Source organism: Tenacibaculum profundicola (genome assembly GCF_057220795.1).
Map to the genome: position 1 here is coordinate 1,793,719 of NZ_CM170137.1, position 16,699 is coordinate 1,810,417.

At 33.0% G+C, this 16,699-nt stretch carries 16 protein-coding genes; 11 read left to right on the forward strand and 5 right to left on the reverse strand.

Features of this window, described 5'->3' with window-relative positions; genetic code table 11:
- Positions 1-477 carry a 30S ribosomal protein S7 gene (rpsG, locus tag AC2TDS_RS07640; protein ID WP_484738504.1) on the reverse strand — a complete coding sequence of 159 codons (477 nt, stop codon included), beginning with the start codon at positions 475-477 and terminating at the stop codon, positions 1-3.
- Positions 478-508: 31 nt separating this feature from the next.
- Positions 509-889 carry a 30S ribosomal protein S12 gene (gene rpsL, locus AC2TDS_RS07645; RefSeq protein WP_484738505.1) on the reverse strand — a complete coding sequence of 127 codons (381 nt, stop codon included), beginning with the start codon at positions 887-889 and terminating at the stop codon, positions 509-511.
- A gap of 174 nt (positions 890-1,063) precedes the next feature.
- On the opposite strand from rpsL, the gene AC2TDS_RS07650 reads away from it, so the two are divergent.
- The 9 genes from AC2TDS_RS07650 to AC2TDS_RS07690 all read left to right on the forward strand — a co-directional run bounded on the left by AC2TDS_RS07650 (position 1,064) and on the right by AC2TDS_RS07690 (position 12,765).
- Entirely contained in the window at positions 1,064-2,692 is a 1,629-nt protein-coding gene (locus AC2TDS_RS07650; RefSeq protein ID WP_484738506.1) for a BamA/TamA family outer membrane protein, read from the forward strand.
- Positions 2,693-2,819: 127 nt separating this feature from the next.
- On the forward strand, positions 2,820-6,068 hold the full coding sequence (locus AC2TDS_RS07655) for a SusC/RagA family TonB-linked outer membrane protein (RefSeq protein WP_484738507.1): 3,249 nt from the start codon (positions 2,820-2,822) through the stop codon (positions 6,066-6,068).
- An 11-nt stretch (positions 6,069-6,079) separates the two neighbouring features.
- Complete coding sequence (locus tag AC2TDS_RS07660; protein ID WP_484738508.1) at positions 6,080-7,516, forward strand: SusD/RagB family nutrient-binding outer membrane lipoprotein; 1,437 nt, start codon at positions 6,080-6,082, stop codon at positions 7,514-7,516.
- A gap of 115 nt (positions 7,517-7,631) precedes the next feature.
- Positions 7,632-8,600: a DUF3179 domain-containing (seleno)protein gene (locus tag AC2TDS_RS07665; RefSeq protein WP_484738509.1), complete on the forward strand. Its 969-nt coding sequence runs from the start codon at positions 7,632-7,634 to the stop codon at positions 8,598-8,600.
- Between the two features lie 6 nt (positions 8,601-8,606).
- Positions 8,607-9,275 carry a hypothetical protein gene (locus AC2TDS_RS07670; RefSeq protein WP_484738510.1) on the forward strand — a complete coding sequence of 223 codons (669 nt, stop codon included), beginning with the start codon at positions 8,607-8,609 and terminating at the stop codon, positions 9,273-9,275.
- Between the two features lie 111 nt (positions 9,276-9,386).
- Positions 9,387-10,358: a YjgN family protein gene (locus AC2TDS_RS07675; protein WP_484738511.1), complete on the forward strand. Its 972-nt coding sequence runs from the start codon at positions 9,387-9,389 to the stop codon at positions 10,356-10,358.
- 37 nt (positions 10,359-10,395) lie between these two features.
- The gene (locus AC2TDS_RS07680; RefSeq protein WP_484738512.1) at positions 10,396-11,079 is read left to right on the forward strand and encodes an SDR family NAD(P)-dependent oxidoreductase; all 684 of its coding nucleotides are present in this window, start codon (positions 10,396-10,398) and stop codon (positions 11,077-11,079) included.
- Between the two features lie 17 nt (positions 11,080-11,096).
- Positions 11,097-11,675, forward strand: coding sequence for a SprT-like domain-containing protein (locus AC2TDS_RS07685; RefSeq protein WP_484738513.1), 579 nt, complete (start codon positions 11,097-11,099; stop codon positions 11,673-11,675).
- A gap of 16 nt (positions 11,676-11,691) precedes the next feature.
- Entirely contained in the window at positions 11,692-12,765 is a 1,074-nt protein-coding gene (locus AC2TDS_RS07690; protein ID WP_484738514.1) for a mannose-1-phosphate guanylyltransferase, read from the forward strand.
- A 92-nt stretch (positions 12,766-12,857) separates the two neighbouring features.
- On the opposite strand, the gene AC2TDS_RS07695 is transcribed toward AC2TDS_RS07690, so the two are convergent.
- Together AC2TDS_RS07695 and lpxK are read right to left on the reverse strand one after the other, a co-directional pair.
- The gene (locus AC2TDS_RS07695; protein ID WP_484738515.1) at positions 12,858-13,334 is read right to left on the reverse strand and encodes a thioredoxin family protein; all 477 of its coding nucleotides are present in this window, start codon (positions 13,332-13,334) and stop codon (positions 12,858-12,860) included.
- A gap of 49 nt (positions 13,335-13,383) precedes the next feature.
- Entirely contained in the window at positions 13,384-14,418 is a 1,035-nt protein-coding gene (lpxK, locus tag AC2TDS_RS07700) for a tetraacyldisaccharide 4'-kinase (protein WP_484738516.1), read from the reverse strand.
- A 59-nt stretch (positions 14,419-14,477) separates the two neighbouring features.
- On the opposite strand from lpxK, the gene AC2TDS_RS07705 reads away from it, so the two are divergent.
- Together AC2TDS_RS07705 and AC2TDS_RS07710 are read left to right on the forward strand one after the other, a co-directional pair.
- The gene (locus AC2TDS_RS07705) at positions 14,478-15,572 is read left to right on the forward strand and encodes a Nif3-like dinuclear metal center hexameric protein (protein ID WP_484738517.1); all 1,095 of its coding nucleotides are present in this window, start codon (positions 14,478-14,480) and stop codon (positions 15,570-15,572) included.
- Positions 15,573-15,575: 3 nt separating this feature from the next.
- Positions 15,576-16,346: a zinc ribbon domain-containing protein gene (locus AC2TDS_RS07710; RefSeq protein WP_484738518.1), complete on the forward strand. Its 771-nt coding sequence runs from the start codon at positions 15,576-15,578 to the stop codon at positions 16,344-16,346.
- A gap of 88 nt (positions 16,347-16,434) precedes the next feature.
- Here AC2TDS_RS07710 and rpsU read toward each other — a convergent pair whose 3' ends face one another.
- On the reverse strand, positions 16,435-16,623 hold the full coding sequence (gene rpsU, locus AC2TDS_RS07715) for a 30S ribosomal protein S21 (protein WP_484738519.1): 189 nt from the start codon (positions 16,621-16,623) through the stop codon (positions 16,435-16,437).
- Positions 16,624-16,699: the final 76 nt, after the last annotated feature.

Genomic DNA, 16,699 nt, shown 5'->3' on the forward strand with positions numbered 1-16,699 from the left:
TTAAAATCTAAAATGTGAGAATGCTTTGTTTGCTTCAGCCATTTTGTGAGTATCCACTCTTTTCTTAACAGCGGCTCCTTCTTCTTTAGCGGCTGCTAAAACTTCAGCAGCTAAACGTTGCGCCATTGTTTTCTCATTACGCTTACGCGCATAAGTTATCATCCATTTTATCGCCATTGAAACTTTACGATCTGGACGAATTTGCATTGGAATCTGGAATGTAGCACCACCAACACGACGAGAACGTACCTCTACGTGTGGCATCACATTTGACAAACCATCTTTCCAAATTTCTAAAGCCGACTTCTCTTCGTCGGTTTTCTTTTCATTTACGATGTCTATTGCATCATAAAAAACTTTGAATGCTACAGATTTCTTACCGTCCCACATTAAGTTATTCACAAAACGTGTTACTAATTGATCATTAAACCTTGGATCCGGTAACAAAACTCTTTTTTTAGCTCTTCTTTTCCTCATGTCTTTACATTAAAAAAGTTACTAATTATTTTTACTTTTTGTTTTTTGGGCGTTTTGCTCCGTATTTAGATCTACGTTGAGTTCTTCCCTCAACTCCTGCAGTATCTAAAGCACCACGAACAATGTGATATTTAACACCTGGTAAATCTTTTACCCTTCCACCTCTAACTAATACTATCGAGTGCTCCTGAAGATTATGTCCTTCACCTGGAATATACGCATTGATTTCATTACCATTTGTTAATCTAACACGAGCAACTTTACGCATTGCTGAGTTAGGTTTTTTCGGTGTGGTAGTGTAAACACGCGTACAAACTCCACGTCTTTGGGGACATGCCGTCAAAGCAGCCGATTTACTCTTCTTAGTTATTTTGGCTCTTCCTTTACGAACTAATTGTTGAATAGTTGGCATACTAATTAATTACTATTTTTCGTTTGTACTAAATAATTCCTCTTATTTTAAAGAGTGCGCAAATGTACAACATTTTTCTAATTATTCAAATATCAGTAAGTTATTTTTAAACAAGATAGTACACTCATCGCATGGAATATAATAATAATGTACCTTAGCTTAAAATTTTCTACCTTGACTAAACTCACTAAAACAAACGCCTTAACTATAGTACTTTTGTTTTTTTTAACCTCTATATCTGCTCAAGAATATATTTTAAATATAAATTCAAAAGACCCTAGTGAAAGTGAATTTTTACAAATAATTACATTTAAAACGAATCATTCTTCAGAAAAAGAGCTGCTTTCTGAATTGGAAAAAATCTCAAAACACTTAAAAACAAGAGGGTATTTTAACCACACCTACAAACTTGTAAAAAAAGAAAACAATTTTACTTATTTCTTCTCACTAAACAAAAAAATCAATGAGGTAATCCTCTACGATAACAATCAAAAAATAATAATGCCTCTAGAAAAACTTAAAAACTATTTAATTAACAAAACTCAAAAGCTAGATCAGGAAGGAAAGTCTTTTACAGAAATACAATTAAGAAACATTCGATTAAAAAAGGACACGCTATACGCCGAAGTTGACATCACCAAACCAGAAATTCGCTACATAAGCAAAACCATCATCAAAGGCTATAAAAATTTCCCTACTTCCTATCTTAAAAACGAACTTAACATTAGCAACAACACAACAATTAGCAAAACAAACCTTGCAACAATAACATCTCTCATTAACAACTTAGATTTTGTTAGTTCAACTAAAAAGCCCGAAGTACTATTCAGTAAAGACTCTACATTGTTGTTTTTATCTTTAAAAAAAGAAAAAACTAGTTATTTCGATGGGATTTTGAGCCTAAATTCAAACGATAACAACTCAGGAATAAACCTTAATGGTCATCTTGATTTGCACCTAAGAAACATACTTGATACTGGAGAGACTTTTAATTTATCTTGGAAAGCTTTAAACAATGACCGCACCACTTTTAATGTTTCTGTTAAACTACCATACATATTCAACTCATCAATAACACCTACCCTGTCATTTGACATCTACAAACAAGACTCAACATTTTTAAACACCCAATTAAGCACAAAATTCAACTATAAAATAACCCACAAATCATCGATAGCCTTAACCTACGACTCAACAAACTCAATCAATACTTTAAAAGAAATATCCGCTTCCATAAACGACTTTAAAAACTACTTCATAGGATTGTTATTTTCTTACCGTATAAGCGAAGAATCTAACTTTTTAACAAACGAAAAATTAAGTCTAAACATCAATCCTTCTTTTGGAAAAAAACTATCAAATCAAACAAGTATCTCTCAATTCAAGTTTACCACAACTATGAATTACCTGATAAGCCTCAATAAGAGAAATGCCTTACTCTTAAAAAACAGTGTCAACATCTTAACCTCTGAAACATTCTTGGAAAATGAATTATTTCGAATAGGCGGAACTAACTCCATAAGAGGCTTCAACGAGCAGAGCATTTTTGCTTCTAGTTACTATTTATTTAGTATAGAACATCATTATTCACTGACAAAGAAAACAGTGCTGTATTCGTTAATTGACCAGGCATACTATCAAAACACAATAGACAAAGGCTTTATCACAGGTATAGGATTGGGATATAAACAACGTGTAGAAAACACCTTAATCAACTTATCGTTTTCATTAGGAAAACCACAAAAAAACAACTTCGATTTAAATAATTCCTTAATCAATATAAAAATAACAACGCTTTTTTAATAAAAAAAAACATAAGGTTCAACAAAACTCGGCTCTAGATCAACAATCTTAAGAATTAGTTAAACTTTTAGTTGGTTTATTAATTTTTATTTAAGACTTTTGGGCAATTAATTCAAACAATTACGCAATGAAAACAAAGTTTAATGGAATTTTAACGCTATTCCTAGCGTTGGTTGTGCAGATCTCTTTTGCACAAGTAAAAACTATTTCAGGGACTGTTTCAGATGAATCTGGACCACTACCTGGAGTAACAGTATTAAAAAAAGGCACTACGCAAGGTACAGAAACTGACTTTGATGGTAAATACTCAATAAAAGCGAATACGGGAGATATTCTTGTTTTTAGTTTTGTGGGTATGAAATCTACTGAAAGAACAGTTGGTTCAGCGAGTACAATTAACGTTTCTTTAGAGAACGACAATCTTTTAGAAGAGGTTGTTGTAACTTCTTTAGGTATTAGAAGAGCAAAGAAAAGTTTAGGGTATTCATCACAAGAAGTAGGAGGCAAAGAAGTATCAACTGTTAAGTTGGACAACGTTGTAAACTCTTTAAGTGGTAAAGTTAGTGGTGTACAAATCAAAGCAAATAACAACTTTGGTGGTTCAGCAAACTTTCTGATTAGAGGTGTTAGTTCTTTAACTGGAAACAACCAACCTTTATTCGTAGTGGATGGTATTCCTTTATCGAATAGAATAAACAACACAGGTAATCAAGCTGGCGGTCGTAAAGGTTATGACTATGGTAATGCCGCTTCTGATTTAAACCCAGATGATGTTGAATCTATCAACATATTAAAAGGTGCAGCGGCTTCAGCTATTTACGGATCGCGTGGAGCAAATGGTGTAGTAATTATTACTACCAAAAAAGGAAAAGCTGGATCGTCAAAAATCTCAGTTAGTTCTAGTACAACTATCGGAGCAATTGATAAAAGCACTTTCATCGAATACCAAGACGAATATGGTGCTGGTTATGGCCCTTATTACGGAAGTACTGGTTATTTCGAAGATATCGACGTGAATGGAGATAACATAGCAGATTTAGTTGTTCCTACGTACGATGATGCTTCATATGGAGCTCCTTTAGACGGGAGTTTAGTGTATCAATGGGACGCTTTTGTTCCTGAGCACAGGAATTACCAACAAGCAACACCTTACGTGGCTGGCCAATCAACTCCGGTTGATTTCTTTGAAACAGCTTTTCAATACAACAACTCTATCTCTTTTACAGGAGGTAATGACAAGATGACCTACAGATTAGGTTATACGAATTTCGATGCAACAGGAATGTTACCTAACTCGAAAATCAACAAAAATACATTCAATATGAATGGGACATTAAAGGTGTCTGATAAATTGAATGTTGGTTCAAACGGTACATTTATTGTTCAGAGAACGAAAGGTAGAAACTCGACTGGATATGGTGATAACCTTATGGCACAATTTAGACAATGGTGGCAAGTGAACGTTGATATGAATGATCAAAAAGACATCTACAACCAAACTGGTAAAAACTATTCATGGAACCATGAAGGTGGTTTACCTGGTGGGAAAGGAGTTTTACAACCTCACTATTGGGATAACCCATATTGGACTCGTTACAAAAACTATCAATCGGATAGAAGAAATCGTTTTGTAGGAAACGTTTTTGGAACTTATACGATCAACGATTGGTTAACAGCAACAGTTAAAGGATCAGTAGATACCTATACTGAATTAAGAGAAGAAAGAAGAGCCAACGGTTCGGTTGCTACTGAATTTGGAGTATTAGGAGATGACGAATCATCAGGATATGACAGAAAAGACATCAGATTTAGTGAATACAACTATGATGTAATGTTAAACTTCAATAAAGATTTAACAGATGATTTAAGTTTATCTGGTGTTGCAGGTATGAATATAAGAAGAGAGGTTTACGATTATTTACGCCAGTCAACTGCAGGTGGACTTAACGTACCTGAATTTTATTCATTAGCTAATTCAACAAACCCTAACCCAAAACCAGTTGAATTATTAAACCAAAAGCAAGTTAATGGTTTTTATATTCAAGGAACACTTGGATATCAAGACATGTTATTTTTAGATTTCACTGATAGATATGATATTTCTTCGGCGTTACCTTCAGAAAATAACGCATACAATTATTTCGCAGTAAGTTCTAGTTTTATTTTCTCTGAATTCCTTAAGGATACTGAGTGGATAAACTTTGGAAAATTACGTGCTGGTTATGCAGAAGTTGGTAACGACTTACCTGCTAACAATGTATTTGATACATTTACTGCTATTGATAACTTTGGTACTTCTGCTTTATTCTCTTTCCCGGGAACAAAACAAAACGCAGAGTTAGTTCCTGAAAGAACTAAAGAAATTGAAGTTGGTTTAGAGGCAAGATTATTCGACAATAAAATTGCTTTAGATTTAACTTGGTATAAAAAAAGAACTGAAAACCAATTAATGCCTGTATCAACTAGTGCATCAACAGGTTTCACCAATAGATGGGTAAATGCTGGTACTATTGAAAACAAAGGTTTTGAAATTGGATTAAATGCTACTCCAGTATCAACTGATAACTTTAAGTGGGATATCGGTGTAAACTGGGCAAAGAACAACAACTTAGTTGTTGAACTTTATGGTGATCAAACAAACTTAGTTTTAAACAGTTACCAAGGAGGTATTTCGGTTAATGCTACAGTTGGTCAGCCATACGGAACACTTAGAGGAACAGGTTTCGAATATCATGAAAACGGACAAAGAATCATTGATTCAAATGGGTATTACAAAGCAGTAGCGGATCAAGTTATTGGTAATTCAAATCCAGATTGGACCGGTGGTATTACAAACACACTTAGTTACAAAGATTTTAAGTTAAACTTCTTAATTGATGTGCAACAAGGTGGAGATGTGTATTCTTTAGATTTACACTATGGTCAAGGTACTGGTTTACCATATTATACAGCAGGTCTTAACGAATTAGGAAATCCTGTGAGAGACCCTGTTGCTGATGGTGGTGGTGTTTTAAACGAAGGTGTTCAGGAAGACGGTACTCCTAATACAACAAGAGCTCGTGCTGACTATTATGGTGGTGCTTACTATTGGGGGAATTCTTCAAGAAACCCAGCTGCTTTAACTATGTATGATGCTTCTTATGTAAAATTACGTGAGCTTGCTTTAACGTACAAATTACCTGTTGACAATCTATTTAACGGGGCTATTAGTAACGCTAACCTTTCACTAATTGGTAGAAACTTATGGATCATTCATAAGAATGTACCTTTTGCAGATCCTGAATCTGGTTTAGGGGCTGGAAATGCTCAAGGATATCTCTCTGGTTCTTTCCCAACTTTAAGAACTATAGGTTTAAACTTAAACTTTGAATTTTAAAAATAACTGAAATGAAAAAATATATAATATCAACAATCTGTTTATTCTTAGTCTTTACTTCTTGTGAAGTAGATGAGAGTTTAAACATTGATACAAAAAACCCATCATCGGTTCCGTCTGCTGGTTTATTTACCAATGGCGCGAGAAACTTGTTTGATTTAATGAATTCAACAAGTGTTAATAATAATGTTTTTAGATTATACGCTCAATATTTCGCTCAAACAACGTATCCTGATGAAAGTAGATACAATCAAGTTACGAGAAACATTGGAGGTAGCATTTGGAACACTTTATACAGAGATGTATTACAAGATTTAAAAGGAGCAAAAGAGCTTTTGAACTCTGAAGCATCTATAGATCCATTGTTACAAGCTGATTTACCAAATAAGCTTGCTATGGTAAACTTTTTAGAAGTTTATGCTTACTCTATATTGGTTGATACTTTTGGAGATGTACCTTATACTGAGGCATTAGATCCATTGAACGCAACACCAACGTATGATGATGCGGCTACAATTTATACGGACTTATTAACTAGGTTAGATGATGCTATTTCTAAATTAGGAACAGGTAATGGTTTTCCTGCAACGCAGGATCCTATTTATCAAGGAGACGTAAATAAATGGAAAAAAGCAGCTATTTCATTAAAATTAAGATTGGCTATGCGTTTAGCAGATGTGAATCCTGCTTTATCACAACAAAAAGCGGAAGAAGCAGCTACTGCCGGACCAATTCTTGCTAATGCAGATAACTTTGGTATTAAGTACTTAAGTTCAGCACCGAATACAAATCCATTATGGGTTTCTTTAGTTCAAAGTGGAAGAAATGACTTTGTTGCTGCAAACACATTAGTTGATGTAATGAATCCATTAAATGACCCTAGGTTAAGTTCTTACTTCGAAATGTTAGGTGGTGTATATGCTGGTGGTACTTATGGTAGCGCTAACTCTCCTGGTGGAGCTTCTGCCATTTCTGACTTAATGAAGCAACCTGATTTACCTGGAAACATTATGACGGCTGCAGAAATGAACTTCTTATTAGCTGAAGCAGCTGCAAGATCTTATGCAGTTTCTGGAACAGTTGAAGCTTATTATAATGCAGGTGTTACAGCTTCTATTCTTGAATGGGAAAAGGATGCTGCTGACGCCAGTACTTACCTTGCTCAAGCAAATGTAGCGTATGCTACTGCAACAGGTGATTGGAAACAAAAAATAGCTACTCAAAAGTGGATAGCAATGTATAATAATGGTTTTGAAGGCTGGACTACTTGGAGAGCTTTTGACCAACCAACGTTAAATGTTCCTACTGATTTGACGGCAGCAGATATCCCAACTAGGTTTTTATACCCAGTATCTGAAGCTCAATTAAACGGTGCGCAATATAGTTCTGCAGCATCGGCAATTGGAGGAGACACTAAAACAACGAAGTTATTCTGGGATGCAAACTAGTACTGCATAACACATAACAAACTGTTAAATAAACTGTTAAATGAAGCTGGTAGTAAATAAACTACCAGCTTTTTTTATATATTTACACGTGAGGTCTGTATTTATAATATCACTAATGGTCATTGTATCCTGTTCTAGATTTAATGATCATCATTTAGTTAATGAAGATACCTTATCTTCATCTTTAGAAAAAACAACTTGGTTGGTAGACGAACAATTTATTATTGGTGAGTTTGTTCCTTACCCCGAGGTTGATTCTGTTCGTTTTTTATCACCACAGGAATATCAAGGTACTATTTCTGATTTACATAGAGTTGCGCTAGTCAATATAGATGCTAGAAATTTCATTTTTTTGTTCGGATATTTAGGATACTTTGAAACGATGAACTTCAAAGTAAATTCAAAAAGTTACTCTATAACGCATTGCCCAATTACAAATACTACCCTTGCGTTTAAACAAAACATTAATGAAAAAATAAGAGCTTCAGGTTATCGCTACAAAGACAACCTCATTTTCTACAATTCAACAAAACAAAGTCTAACATCACAAATGTTAGCATCTACCATTGGGTACTACGGTACTTTTAATCAGCATATAATTGAGTCTATTCCTTTAATTGATACCGAATGGGAAACCATTAAAAATTGTTTCAATGATATTTCAATTGCTATAATAGAAGATAATGACTTAGGAGAATTCAACAATATAAGAACGTATGAAGATCAGAACACACTGGACTGGGAACAAACGTCTATTTCTTTTAATAATGACAAAATAAAACGAAGTACAGATATCTATAAACTGAAAAGCATAGAATCCGATCATTTTTCGCACACCATTGGCAATTACCAAATAATGGGCATGAAATCGAAAAAAATGATACGTATATTTTCAACAAATTACACACTAAGACCTGGAATGACCAGCGATTATATAACTGATGATGCTCAAAATAAATACGACTGGAATGGCTATTATTTCGACGGACCTAGCAAAGGAAACAACCTCGAAATAATTGAAAGCTACACAGGCAGCACAGTGGCTTTTGAAACTGTATTTGACAGCGTTAATCCCCTAAATTAAATAACAATGAAAAAAATAATCATATTATTTCTACTTTCAATAGTTAACTACGCATATACTCAAAACCGAGGGGTATCCATAAAAAATGGTGTTTTCAACAATAATTTGGAAAATTTTGCTTTACTAAAATTCAATTCTAAGTACAACAACGAACATACGTCTAAAACCAACGGCAGCTATTATTTAACAAAAAAATGGTCTAAATGTTTAATTGAAGGCAAAGACGATAAACTTTACCAATTCAAAGAATGTAATTACAACATTTTTGACCAAAGGATGGAACTCGCTTTCGAAAATGAAGTAACCATTCTAAAGCAAGATGCAATCAAAAAAATTATTATAGATGATAAACAATTTGTGCCGTTTGACCTAAGTTTTTCCAATTCTATCGATAGTAAATATTATCAAGAATTGTATTCAAATGGTAAAATAACATTCATCAGATTATACAAGTTAAAGAAAAAAAGTATTCCCTCTAGTAGATCTTTAGGACTAATGGAGCAGATAGTTCAGGTTAAATCGAAACGATATTTTATACTGAATGGAACTATTACTAAGGTTCCTAAATCAAAATCGAAAATATTAAAACTTCTTAACAAAGAAAAAAACAGGACTCTATACAGGAATTTAAATCTAAAAAAAGATTTAGACATAATTAAAATGCTGAAAATTTAATTTAAATTTGACTCCTAAAGAACTATTTTTTTAGGAGTCTTTTTTTAAGATTCCTCAGTTGATAGATTTTGCATGATATAGAATAACAATTATAAAATTATAAAATACACAATGGCCGTAATTTCAGGTATAAAACCAAAAAAGACAAATTTCAAATATTTTGGCAAAGGGTCTGAGTTTGCCCTTATTTATTTTAAAAACATTTTATTAACGATTCTCTCCTTCGGACTTTATTATCCATGGGCTAAAGTGGAGCTACTTACATACCATTACAAGTCTACCGAACTTGACAATACACACTTTGCCTTTCAAGGGACCGGAAAAGAGGTTTTTAAAGGCTTTATTAAAGTCTATATACCTTTTTTACTATTATATTCTTTATTTTTATACGGTATATCTAAGAATAGTCAAACTGCCCTATTTACAAGTATTACTGTTTTCTATTTCTTTCTCATTCTTGTAATTCCTTTCGCTTTACATGGAGCAGCTCGTTACCGAGCATCGAGAAGTTCTTGGAAAGGAATTTATTTCAAATATTTAGGCAACCGATTTGAATTGTTTTGGAAATTCGTAACAGGTATGATATTAACCATATTAACCTTGGGTATCTATGGGGCTTGGTTTCAAATTGAGATTAGAAAATACATTATTAGCCATCTACGATTTGGCAGTTTATCTTTCGATTTTAAGGGAAAAGGAGAAACGTTATTTTGGATTAATTTAAAATTCTTTCTTCTGTTTTTCCTTACCCTAGGCATTTATACTTTCTGGCATATAAAAAGGGTATGGGAGTTTTATGTTGAAAACACAGAATTAACTCAGAACGGCAAAAAGATACACTTTAAGCTAAACATGACTGTCGGTGATATTTTTAATTTAGTAATCACTAATTTTTTATTAATTCTATGCACTTTCGGATTGGCCTCTCCTTGGGTAATTGTTAGAACCTTCGATTTTGTTTTTCGTTTTTTAGAAATTGAAGAAGGTTTAGATACCAATGCAATACAACAAACTTCATACGACGATTATGACAACGCAACAGGTCAAAGCTTTTTAGATTTCTTAGACATAGACATCGTGTAGTTCTCTTAACTTAATTAATAAACCATATACACTTAAAATGAATAAAAACATTGTTATTACGGGTACAAGTAGAGGTATCGGTTTTGCATTAGCAAAACAATTTGCCGCAGAAGGACATCAAGTTTTGGCACTATCTAGAAATACTTCACCCCTGAAAAATGAAAATCATAAAAACATCACAAGCTTATCTGTAGACCTCTCGTTAGAAAATGACATCGCTAAAGCTATTCATTTCATTCATAATAACTGGAAACATGTAGATATCCTTATAAATAATGCAGGAAAGCTCATTAACAAACCTTTTTCTGAATTAACAACTACTGACTTTGAAGAAGTGTATAAAGTTAACGTTTTTGCTGTTGCTGCATTAACTAAGCAAATACTGCCGTTTATGAAAAAGGGTAGCCATGTGATTACCGTTAGTAGTATGGGTGGTATTCAAGGAAGCACTAAATTTCCGGGTTTAGCTGCCTATAGCTCTGCAAAAGGAGCTGTAATCACATTATCAGAATTACTAGCAGAAGAATATAAACAACAGGAAATTGCCTTTAATGTTCTAGCACTAGGTGCTGTACAAACTGAAATGTTAGCGGAAGCTTTTCCAGGATATGAAGCACCTCTTTCAGCCAAAGAGATGGCAATGTATATTTTTGATTTTTCATTAACTGGTAACAAATACTATAACGGAAAGGTATTGCAAGTTTCTAACTCAACACCCTAAATTTAATTGCCTTGCATTTGCAGAAATACATACCTGAAAAAGCCATTCCTCTTGCTGAATACTTAATTAAAGAATATCGGATTAACCTTAAAATTGTTTCTGAGAGGCAAACCAAACACGGAGATTTTCGCCGAATGCCAAATGGTAAAATGCAGATTACTGTCAATGATAATTTAAACCCTCATCAATTTTTGCTAACTTTAGTACATGAAATAGCTCATCATGTTACCTATCAAAAATTCGGAAGGGTACAACCACATGGTAAAGAATGGAAAACTATCTTCCAGCACCTAATGCTACCCTTCTTAAAACCAGAAATTTACCCATTACAGATATTGCCTCATTTAGCAAATTATTTAAAAAACCCTAAAGCAAGTACCGATACCGATGTAAAATTGTCATTAGCTTTACGAGGAGGGATGGCAGAATCAGGAAAGAGTTTTATCTTTGAAATCCCAAACGGGAGTGTTTTTAAATTTAAAGATATCTTATATAAAAAGGGTAATAAACGAAGAACGCGTTATGAATGCGTAAACTTAACTAATAAACGTATATACCTTTTTAATCAAAACGCAGAAGTTGTAAAAATCGAATAGCAAATAAAATATGAATATGAGTGATAATTATTATGCAGTGATCATGGCTGGAGGTGTTGGCTCTAGATTTTGGCCTGTAAGTACGCAAGACTTCCCGAAACAGTTTCATGACATGTTGGGAACAGGAACGTCGTTAATTCAAAAAACTTTTAACCGAATCAATGAATTAATTCCGTCAGAGAATATTTTAATCGCTACAAACAAACGCTATGAAAATTTAGTACTAGAACAATTGCCAAAAGTTAATACCCAACAAGTACTGCTTGAGCCTGCAATGAGAAATACAGCTCCATGTATATTGTATGCTGCCTTAAAGATCTACAAAAAAAATCCGGATGCAGTAATGTTAATCGCTCCTTCTGATCACTGGATAGAAAACGAATCTGAATTTTTGAACACAATTAAGACATCATTTGATGCTTGCGAAAATGACGATATTTTGATGACTTTAGGTATTCAACCCGATCATCCCAATACAGGTTATGGGTATATTCAATATGAAGAAAATTCTTCCCCCGTAAAAAAAGTTAAAAAATTTACAGAAAAACCGAATATAGATAAGGCCAAAGAGTTTTTAAACAGTGGTGATTATCTTTGGAATGCAGGCATATTCGTTTGGTCTGCCAAAAGTATCTTAACTGCTTTTAAGGAGTATCTACCTACTATGGTTTCAATTTTAGATGACGATACTGCATATAATACCGATTATGAAGGTAATTTCATTAGAAATAACTATGAATTATGTGAAAATATCTCCATCGATTTTGGAATTATGGAGCACGCCAAAAATGTTTTCGTACTGCCTGTTAGTTTTGACTGGAACGATCTTGGAACTTGGGGTTCTTTATATAATAAACTCTCTAAAGACGAGCATCAAAATGCGATTGTAGGTGCTGAAACTATTTTTAGAGACGCTAATGGAAACATGGTGCGAACTCAACATGGTAAGAAGGTTATTATTCAAGGGTTAAAAGATTATATTATTGTAGAAAAAGACGATGTTCTATTGATATGCCCTAAGAAAGATGAACAAGACATCAAAAAGATTGCTTCTCAAGCGAAAGATGTGTTTGGAGATACTATTGTTTAATTGTAATAATACCTTTACAAATTAAAATTACCGTAATAAAACAATAACTGGTATAACTAAAAAAACCGAGGTCTAATTACAGCTTCGGTTTTTTATTGGTAATATTTATTTACTATGGATTTAAAGAAAGGTAAATAGATTTCTGTCATATAACTTCCTCTTTTCTCTCCTAGTACTTTTTGGTTTTTATCTAGTAACAGAACCATTGGAAAAGTGTTATTATACCTCTTAGCCAACTTTTTATTATCTATGCTTACTTCTTCACTAATCAAATTTTTATTACGTGGAAAATTTGCTAGATATAATACCAAATGTCTATTAGCATATTCGGTAAACTTCTCTGTATGAAATAATTCTTTATCTAACTTTATACAAGGACCACACCAATCAGAGCCAGAGAAATAAATTAATATGGGTTTGTTTTCTCTTTTAGCCTTTGCAATCGCTTCTTTGTATGACGGCTCCCAATTAACTTTAATATACTTTTCAGCAACCGCTAAACGCCCTTCCTGAGACATTCCAAAATGCACATGCACAAAGAAAAAGAATACAGCTGTGAACACTTTCATATTGATTTGTTTATTTAACAATACAAAAATATCAAAAATAATACCAAAACTATAACATTTTGCTATTGATATGATTATAAATCAAAGAATCAAACTCACTTTGATTTGATAAAAAAGAACTCTCAATTGAAATATAACATAAATGTTCAATCCTATTATCTAACCTCACGTAATCTTTTTCTGTTGTAATTAGTATCTTCCTATCACAATCGATTGCCTCATACTCAGTGTTTATCATCTGAATATCATTATCCGTAAAATCATGATGATCAGGAAATGCTATATGTTGGAAATCAATTTTTCTTTCCTTTAAAAATTCTAATAAAGTTTCCGGACTAGCAATTCCCGTAACCAATGTAACTTTCTTGTTTTTCAACTCACTCAACTTCATATTCTTTGCTCCATGTATGTTTTCATTATAGACAATACTAGAGAAAAAAAGTTGTTGATCATCTTTTAAATTAATTCTACTTTCAATTCTTTTTTTATCCCTGTCGGATATATCCTTTGGGCATTTCGTAATCACAATAATATCCGCTCTATTTGCTCCTCTCTTACTTTCTCTCAAGTTCCCCGTTGGCAAGATGAGATCATCAATAAATAAATCATTGTATTTCGTTAGTAATATATACAAGCTTGCTTTAACTTTTCTATGCTGAAAAGCATCATCTAGTAAGACAACCGCTGGTTTATGATCTAATTTTAGTAATTGCTGAATACCATTAACTCTATCCCTATCAACGGCCACAGTGCTATTTTTACCATATTTTTTGTAAAACTGTAATGGTTCATCTCCAACATCCCTCGCTGAAGAATGTCTATTTACAATCTGAAAACCTTTTGTTTTACGTTTATACCCTCTACTTAAAACAGCTACATCAAAATCTTTTTTCAGCAATCGTATTAGGTATTCGATTTGCGGTGTTTTTCCTGTACCTCCAACATTTAAATTACCCACGGCAATAACAGGAAGCTCAAAAGTAGTCTCTTTAAAAACCTTCGTGTCAAAAAGCCTATTCCGAATGGTAGTGATTATGTCGTAGACAATGGCTACAGGAAATAAGAAAAACCGTATAAATTTCATTGTAACGAAATTAAAAAACTTAAATTTGATACTGAACTTAAACTTTGTTAAATTTTACCATGCAAATAAAAGATATAACAGACTATATAGAGCAACTCGCTCCTCTTTCTTATGCTGAAGATTTTGATAATGTAGGTCTTCTTATAGGCAAATACACTACAACAGTTACTGGGGTTTTGGTTACTCTAGACACTTTAGAGAAAACGATCGATGAAGCGATAGCCAATGATTGTAATTTAATCGTGAGTTTTCATCCAATTATATTTAGTGGTCTGAAAAAACTTAATGGTCATAACTATGTCGAACGAGTGGTTTTAAAAGCTATTCAAAATAATATTGCCATTTATGCTACTCACACGGCCTTAGATAATGTAAATAGCGGTGTTTCTGCTAAAATGTGTGAAGTACTAGGGTTACGGAATATTAAGACCTTAATTCCTAAAAAAGGTATTATTAAAAAATTGACCACCTATATTCCTCCTGAACAAGCAAATAGTTTAAGATCAGCGTTATTTAAGAGCGGCGCAGGAAATATAGGTAATTATGACAACTGCTCTTTCAATATAGCAGGAAAAGGGAGCTATAGAGGTAATGAGAATTCTAATCCTACAATTGGCAAAAAAGGAGATCTGATGTTTGAAAATGAAGTTTGTCTTTCTGTTACTTTTGACAGCTTTTTAGAAGGAAAAATATTAAGTGCTCTATTTACAAATCATCCCTATGAAGAAGTTGCTTACGAAATAACCACTCTAGATAATTTAAACCAAAATATTGGTATGGGAATGGTAGGTGAATTGAGTGTAGAAATGGACGAAAACACGTTTTTACAATTAGTAAAAACTACTTTCAAAACAGGCTGTGTTCGTCATTCGATCTTACTAGGCAAACCCATAAAAAGGGTTGCTGTTTTGGGGGGTTCTGGCAGTTTCGCTATCAAAAATGCCATTAATGCAAATGCTGATGCTTATGTTAGTGCAGATTTTAAATACCATGAATTTTATAAGGCCGAACAAAAGATATTACTCGCCGATGTAGGGCATTATGAAAGTGAGCAGTTTACAAAAAATCTATTGGTTGACTATCTTAGCAAAAAATTTAGTACTTTTGCAATTATTTTAAGTGAAGAAAGTACAAATCCAATATACTATTTATAAAAGATGGCAAAAAAAGAAGTAACGGTAGAAGAGAAATTAAGAGCCTTATATGATTTACAGCTGATAGATTCTAGAATCGATGAAATTAAAAATGTTCGTGGTGAACTACCTTTAGAAGTTGAAGATTTAGAAGATGAAGTTGCCGGATTAAACACCAGACTTTCTAACTTAGCCAGTGATTTAGCGAATTTAGAAACTGAGATTAGTAATAAAAAATTATCTATTACAGAGTCTAAGGGTTTGATAGCAAAATATGAAGAACAACAAAAGAATGTTCGTAATAATCGTGAGTTTGATTCATTAAGTAAAGAAATTGAATACCAAGAACTAGAGATTCAGTTATCTGAAAAAAGAATCAAAGAGTATAAGGCAAAAATAACTCAGAAGAATGAAGTTATTACTGGTACTAAAGAAAAGCTAGCGCAGCAAGAAAACCACTTGACACATAAAAAGGATGAATTGGACGCTATTCTGAAAGAAACAGAGAAAGAAGAAGGTTTATTAAAAGAAAAATCTAAAGAATTTTCAAAATCTATAGAGGGTCATTTACTAGATGCTTATAAAAGAATCCGTAATAAAGTAAAGAATGGATTAGCCGTTGTATCTATAGAACGCGGTGCAGCTGGAGGATCGTTTTTTACAATCCCTCCACAAATACAGCTAGAAATTGCTAATCGTAAAAAAATCACCATAGATGAGCATAGCGGTCGAATCTTAGTAGATTCAGCCTTAGCCAGTGAAGAACGAGAAAAAATAGATAGTTTATTTTCATAAACCTGAAATCATAAAAATACAAAAAGCTCAATTTTAAGAATTGAGCTTTTTGTATTTTTAAAAGTAAGTATATTTATTATACTACTATTTAATCTTCTTTGAAAAGTTGTTCCTTGTAGGCTGCTTTTTTAACTTCCGCACGTCTTGACACAGAAGGCTTTACATATTGCTTTCTTTCTCTCAACTGCTGTAACATCTTAACGTCTCTGTATTTTCGCTTATAGCGTTTTAAGGCTCTGTCGATATTCTCACCCTCTTTTACTATGATTTTTAACATATATTAAATTTTAATTATACTTCTTTTTTCAATTCGAGCCCTAAAACTAACAAGATACATATATGTAAATCTTTAT

Coding starts and splice junctions, on each gene's coding strand:
- AC2TDS_RS07675 (WP_484738511.1), top strand. CDS start 9,387: ATGGCCGTAATTTCAGGTATAAAACCAAAAAAGACAAATTTCAAATAT.
- AC2TDS_RS07695 (WP_484738515.1), bottom strand. CDS start 13,334: ATGAAAGTGTTCACAGCTGTATTCTTTTTCTTTGTGCATGTGCATTTT.
- lpxK (WP_484738516.1), bottom strand. CDS start 14,418: ATGAAATTTATACGGTTTTTCTTATTTCCTGTAGCCATTGTCTACGAC.
- AC2TDS_RS07670 (WP_484738510.1), top strand. CDS start 8,607: ATGAAAAAAATAATCATATTATTTCTACTTTCAATAGTTAACTACGCA.
- AC2TDS_RS07655 (WP_484738507.1), top strand. CDS start 2,820: ATGAAAACAAAGTTTAATGGAATTTTAACGCTATTCCTAGCGTTGGTT.
- AC2TDS_RS07665 (WP_484738509.1), top strand. CDS start 7,632: ATGGTCATTGTATCCTGTTCTAGATTTAATGATCATCATTTAGTTAAT.
- rpsU (WP_484738519.1), bottom strand. CDS start 16,623: ATGTTAAAAATCATAGTAAAAGAGGGTGAGAATATCGACAGAGCCTTA.
- rpsL (WP_484738505.1), bottom strand. CDS start 889: ATGCCAACTATTCAACAATTAGTTCGTAAAGGAAGAGCCAAAATAACT.
- AC2TDS_RS07680 (WP_484738512.1), top strand. CDS start 10,396: ATGAATAAAAACATTGTTATTACGGGTACAAGTAGAGGTATCGGTTTT.
- rpsG (WP_484738504.1), bottom strand. CDS start 477: ATGAGGAAAAGAAGAGCTAAAAAAAGAGTTTTGTTACCGGATCCAAGG.
- AC2TDS_RS07705 (WP_484738517.1), top strand. CDS start 14,478: ATGCAAATAAAAGATATAACAGACTATATAGAGCAACTCGCTCCTCTT.
- AC2TDS_RS07690 (WP_484738514.1), top strand. CDS start 11,692: ATGAGTGATAATTATTATGCAGTGATCATGGCTGGAGGTGTTGGCTCT.
- AC2TDS_RS07710 (WP_484738518.1), top strand. CDS start 15,576: ATGGCAAAAAAAGAAGTAACGGTAGAAGAGAAATTAAGAGCCTTATAT.
- AC2TDS_RS07660 (WP_484738508.1), top strand. CDS start 6,080: ATGAAAAAATATATAATATCAACAATCTGTTTATTCTTAGTCTTTACT.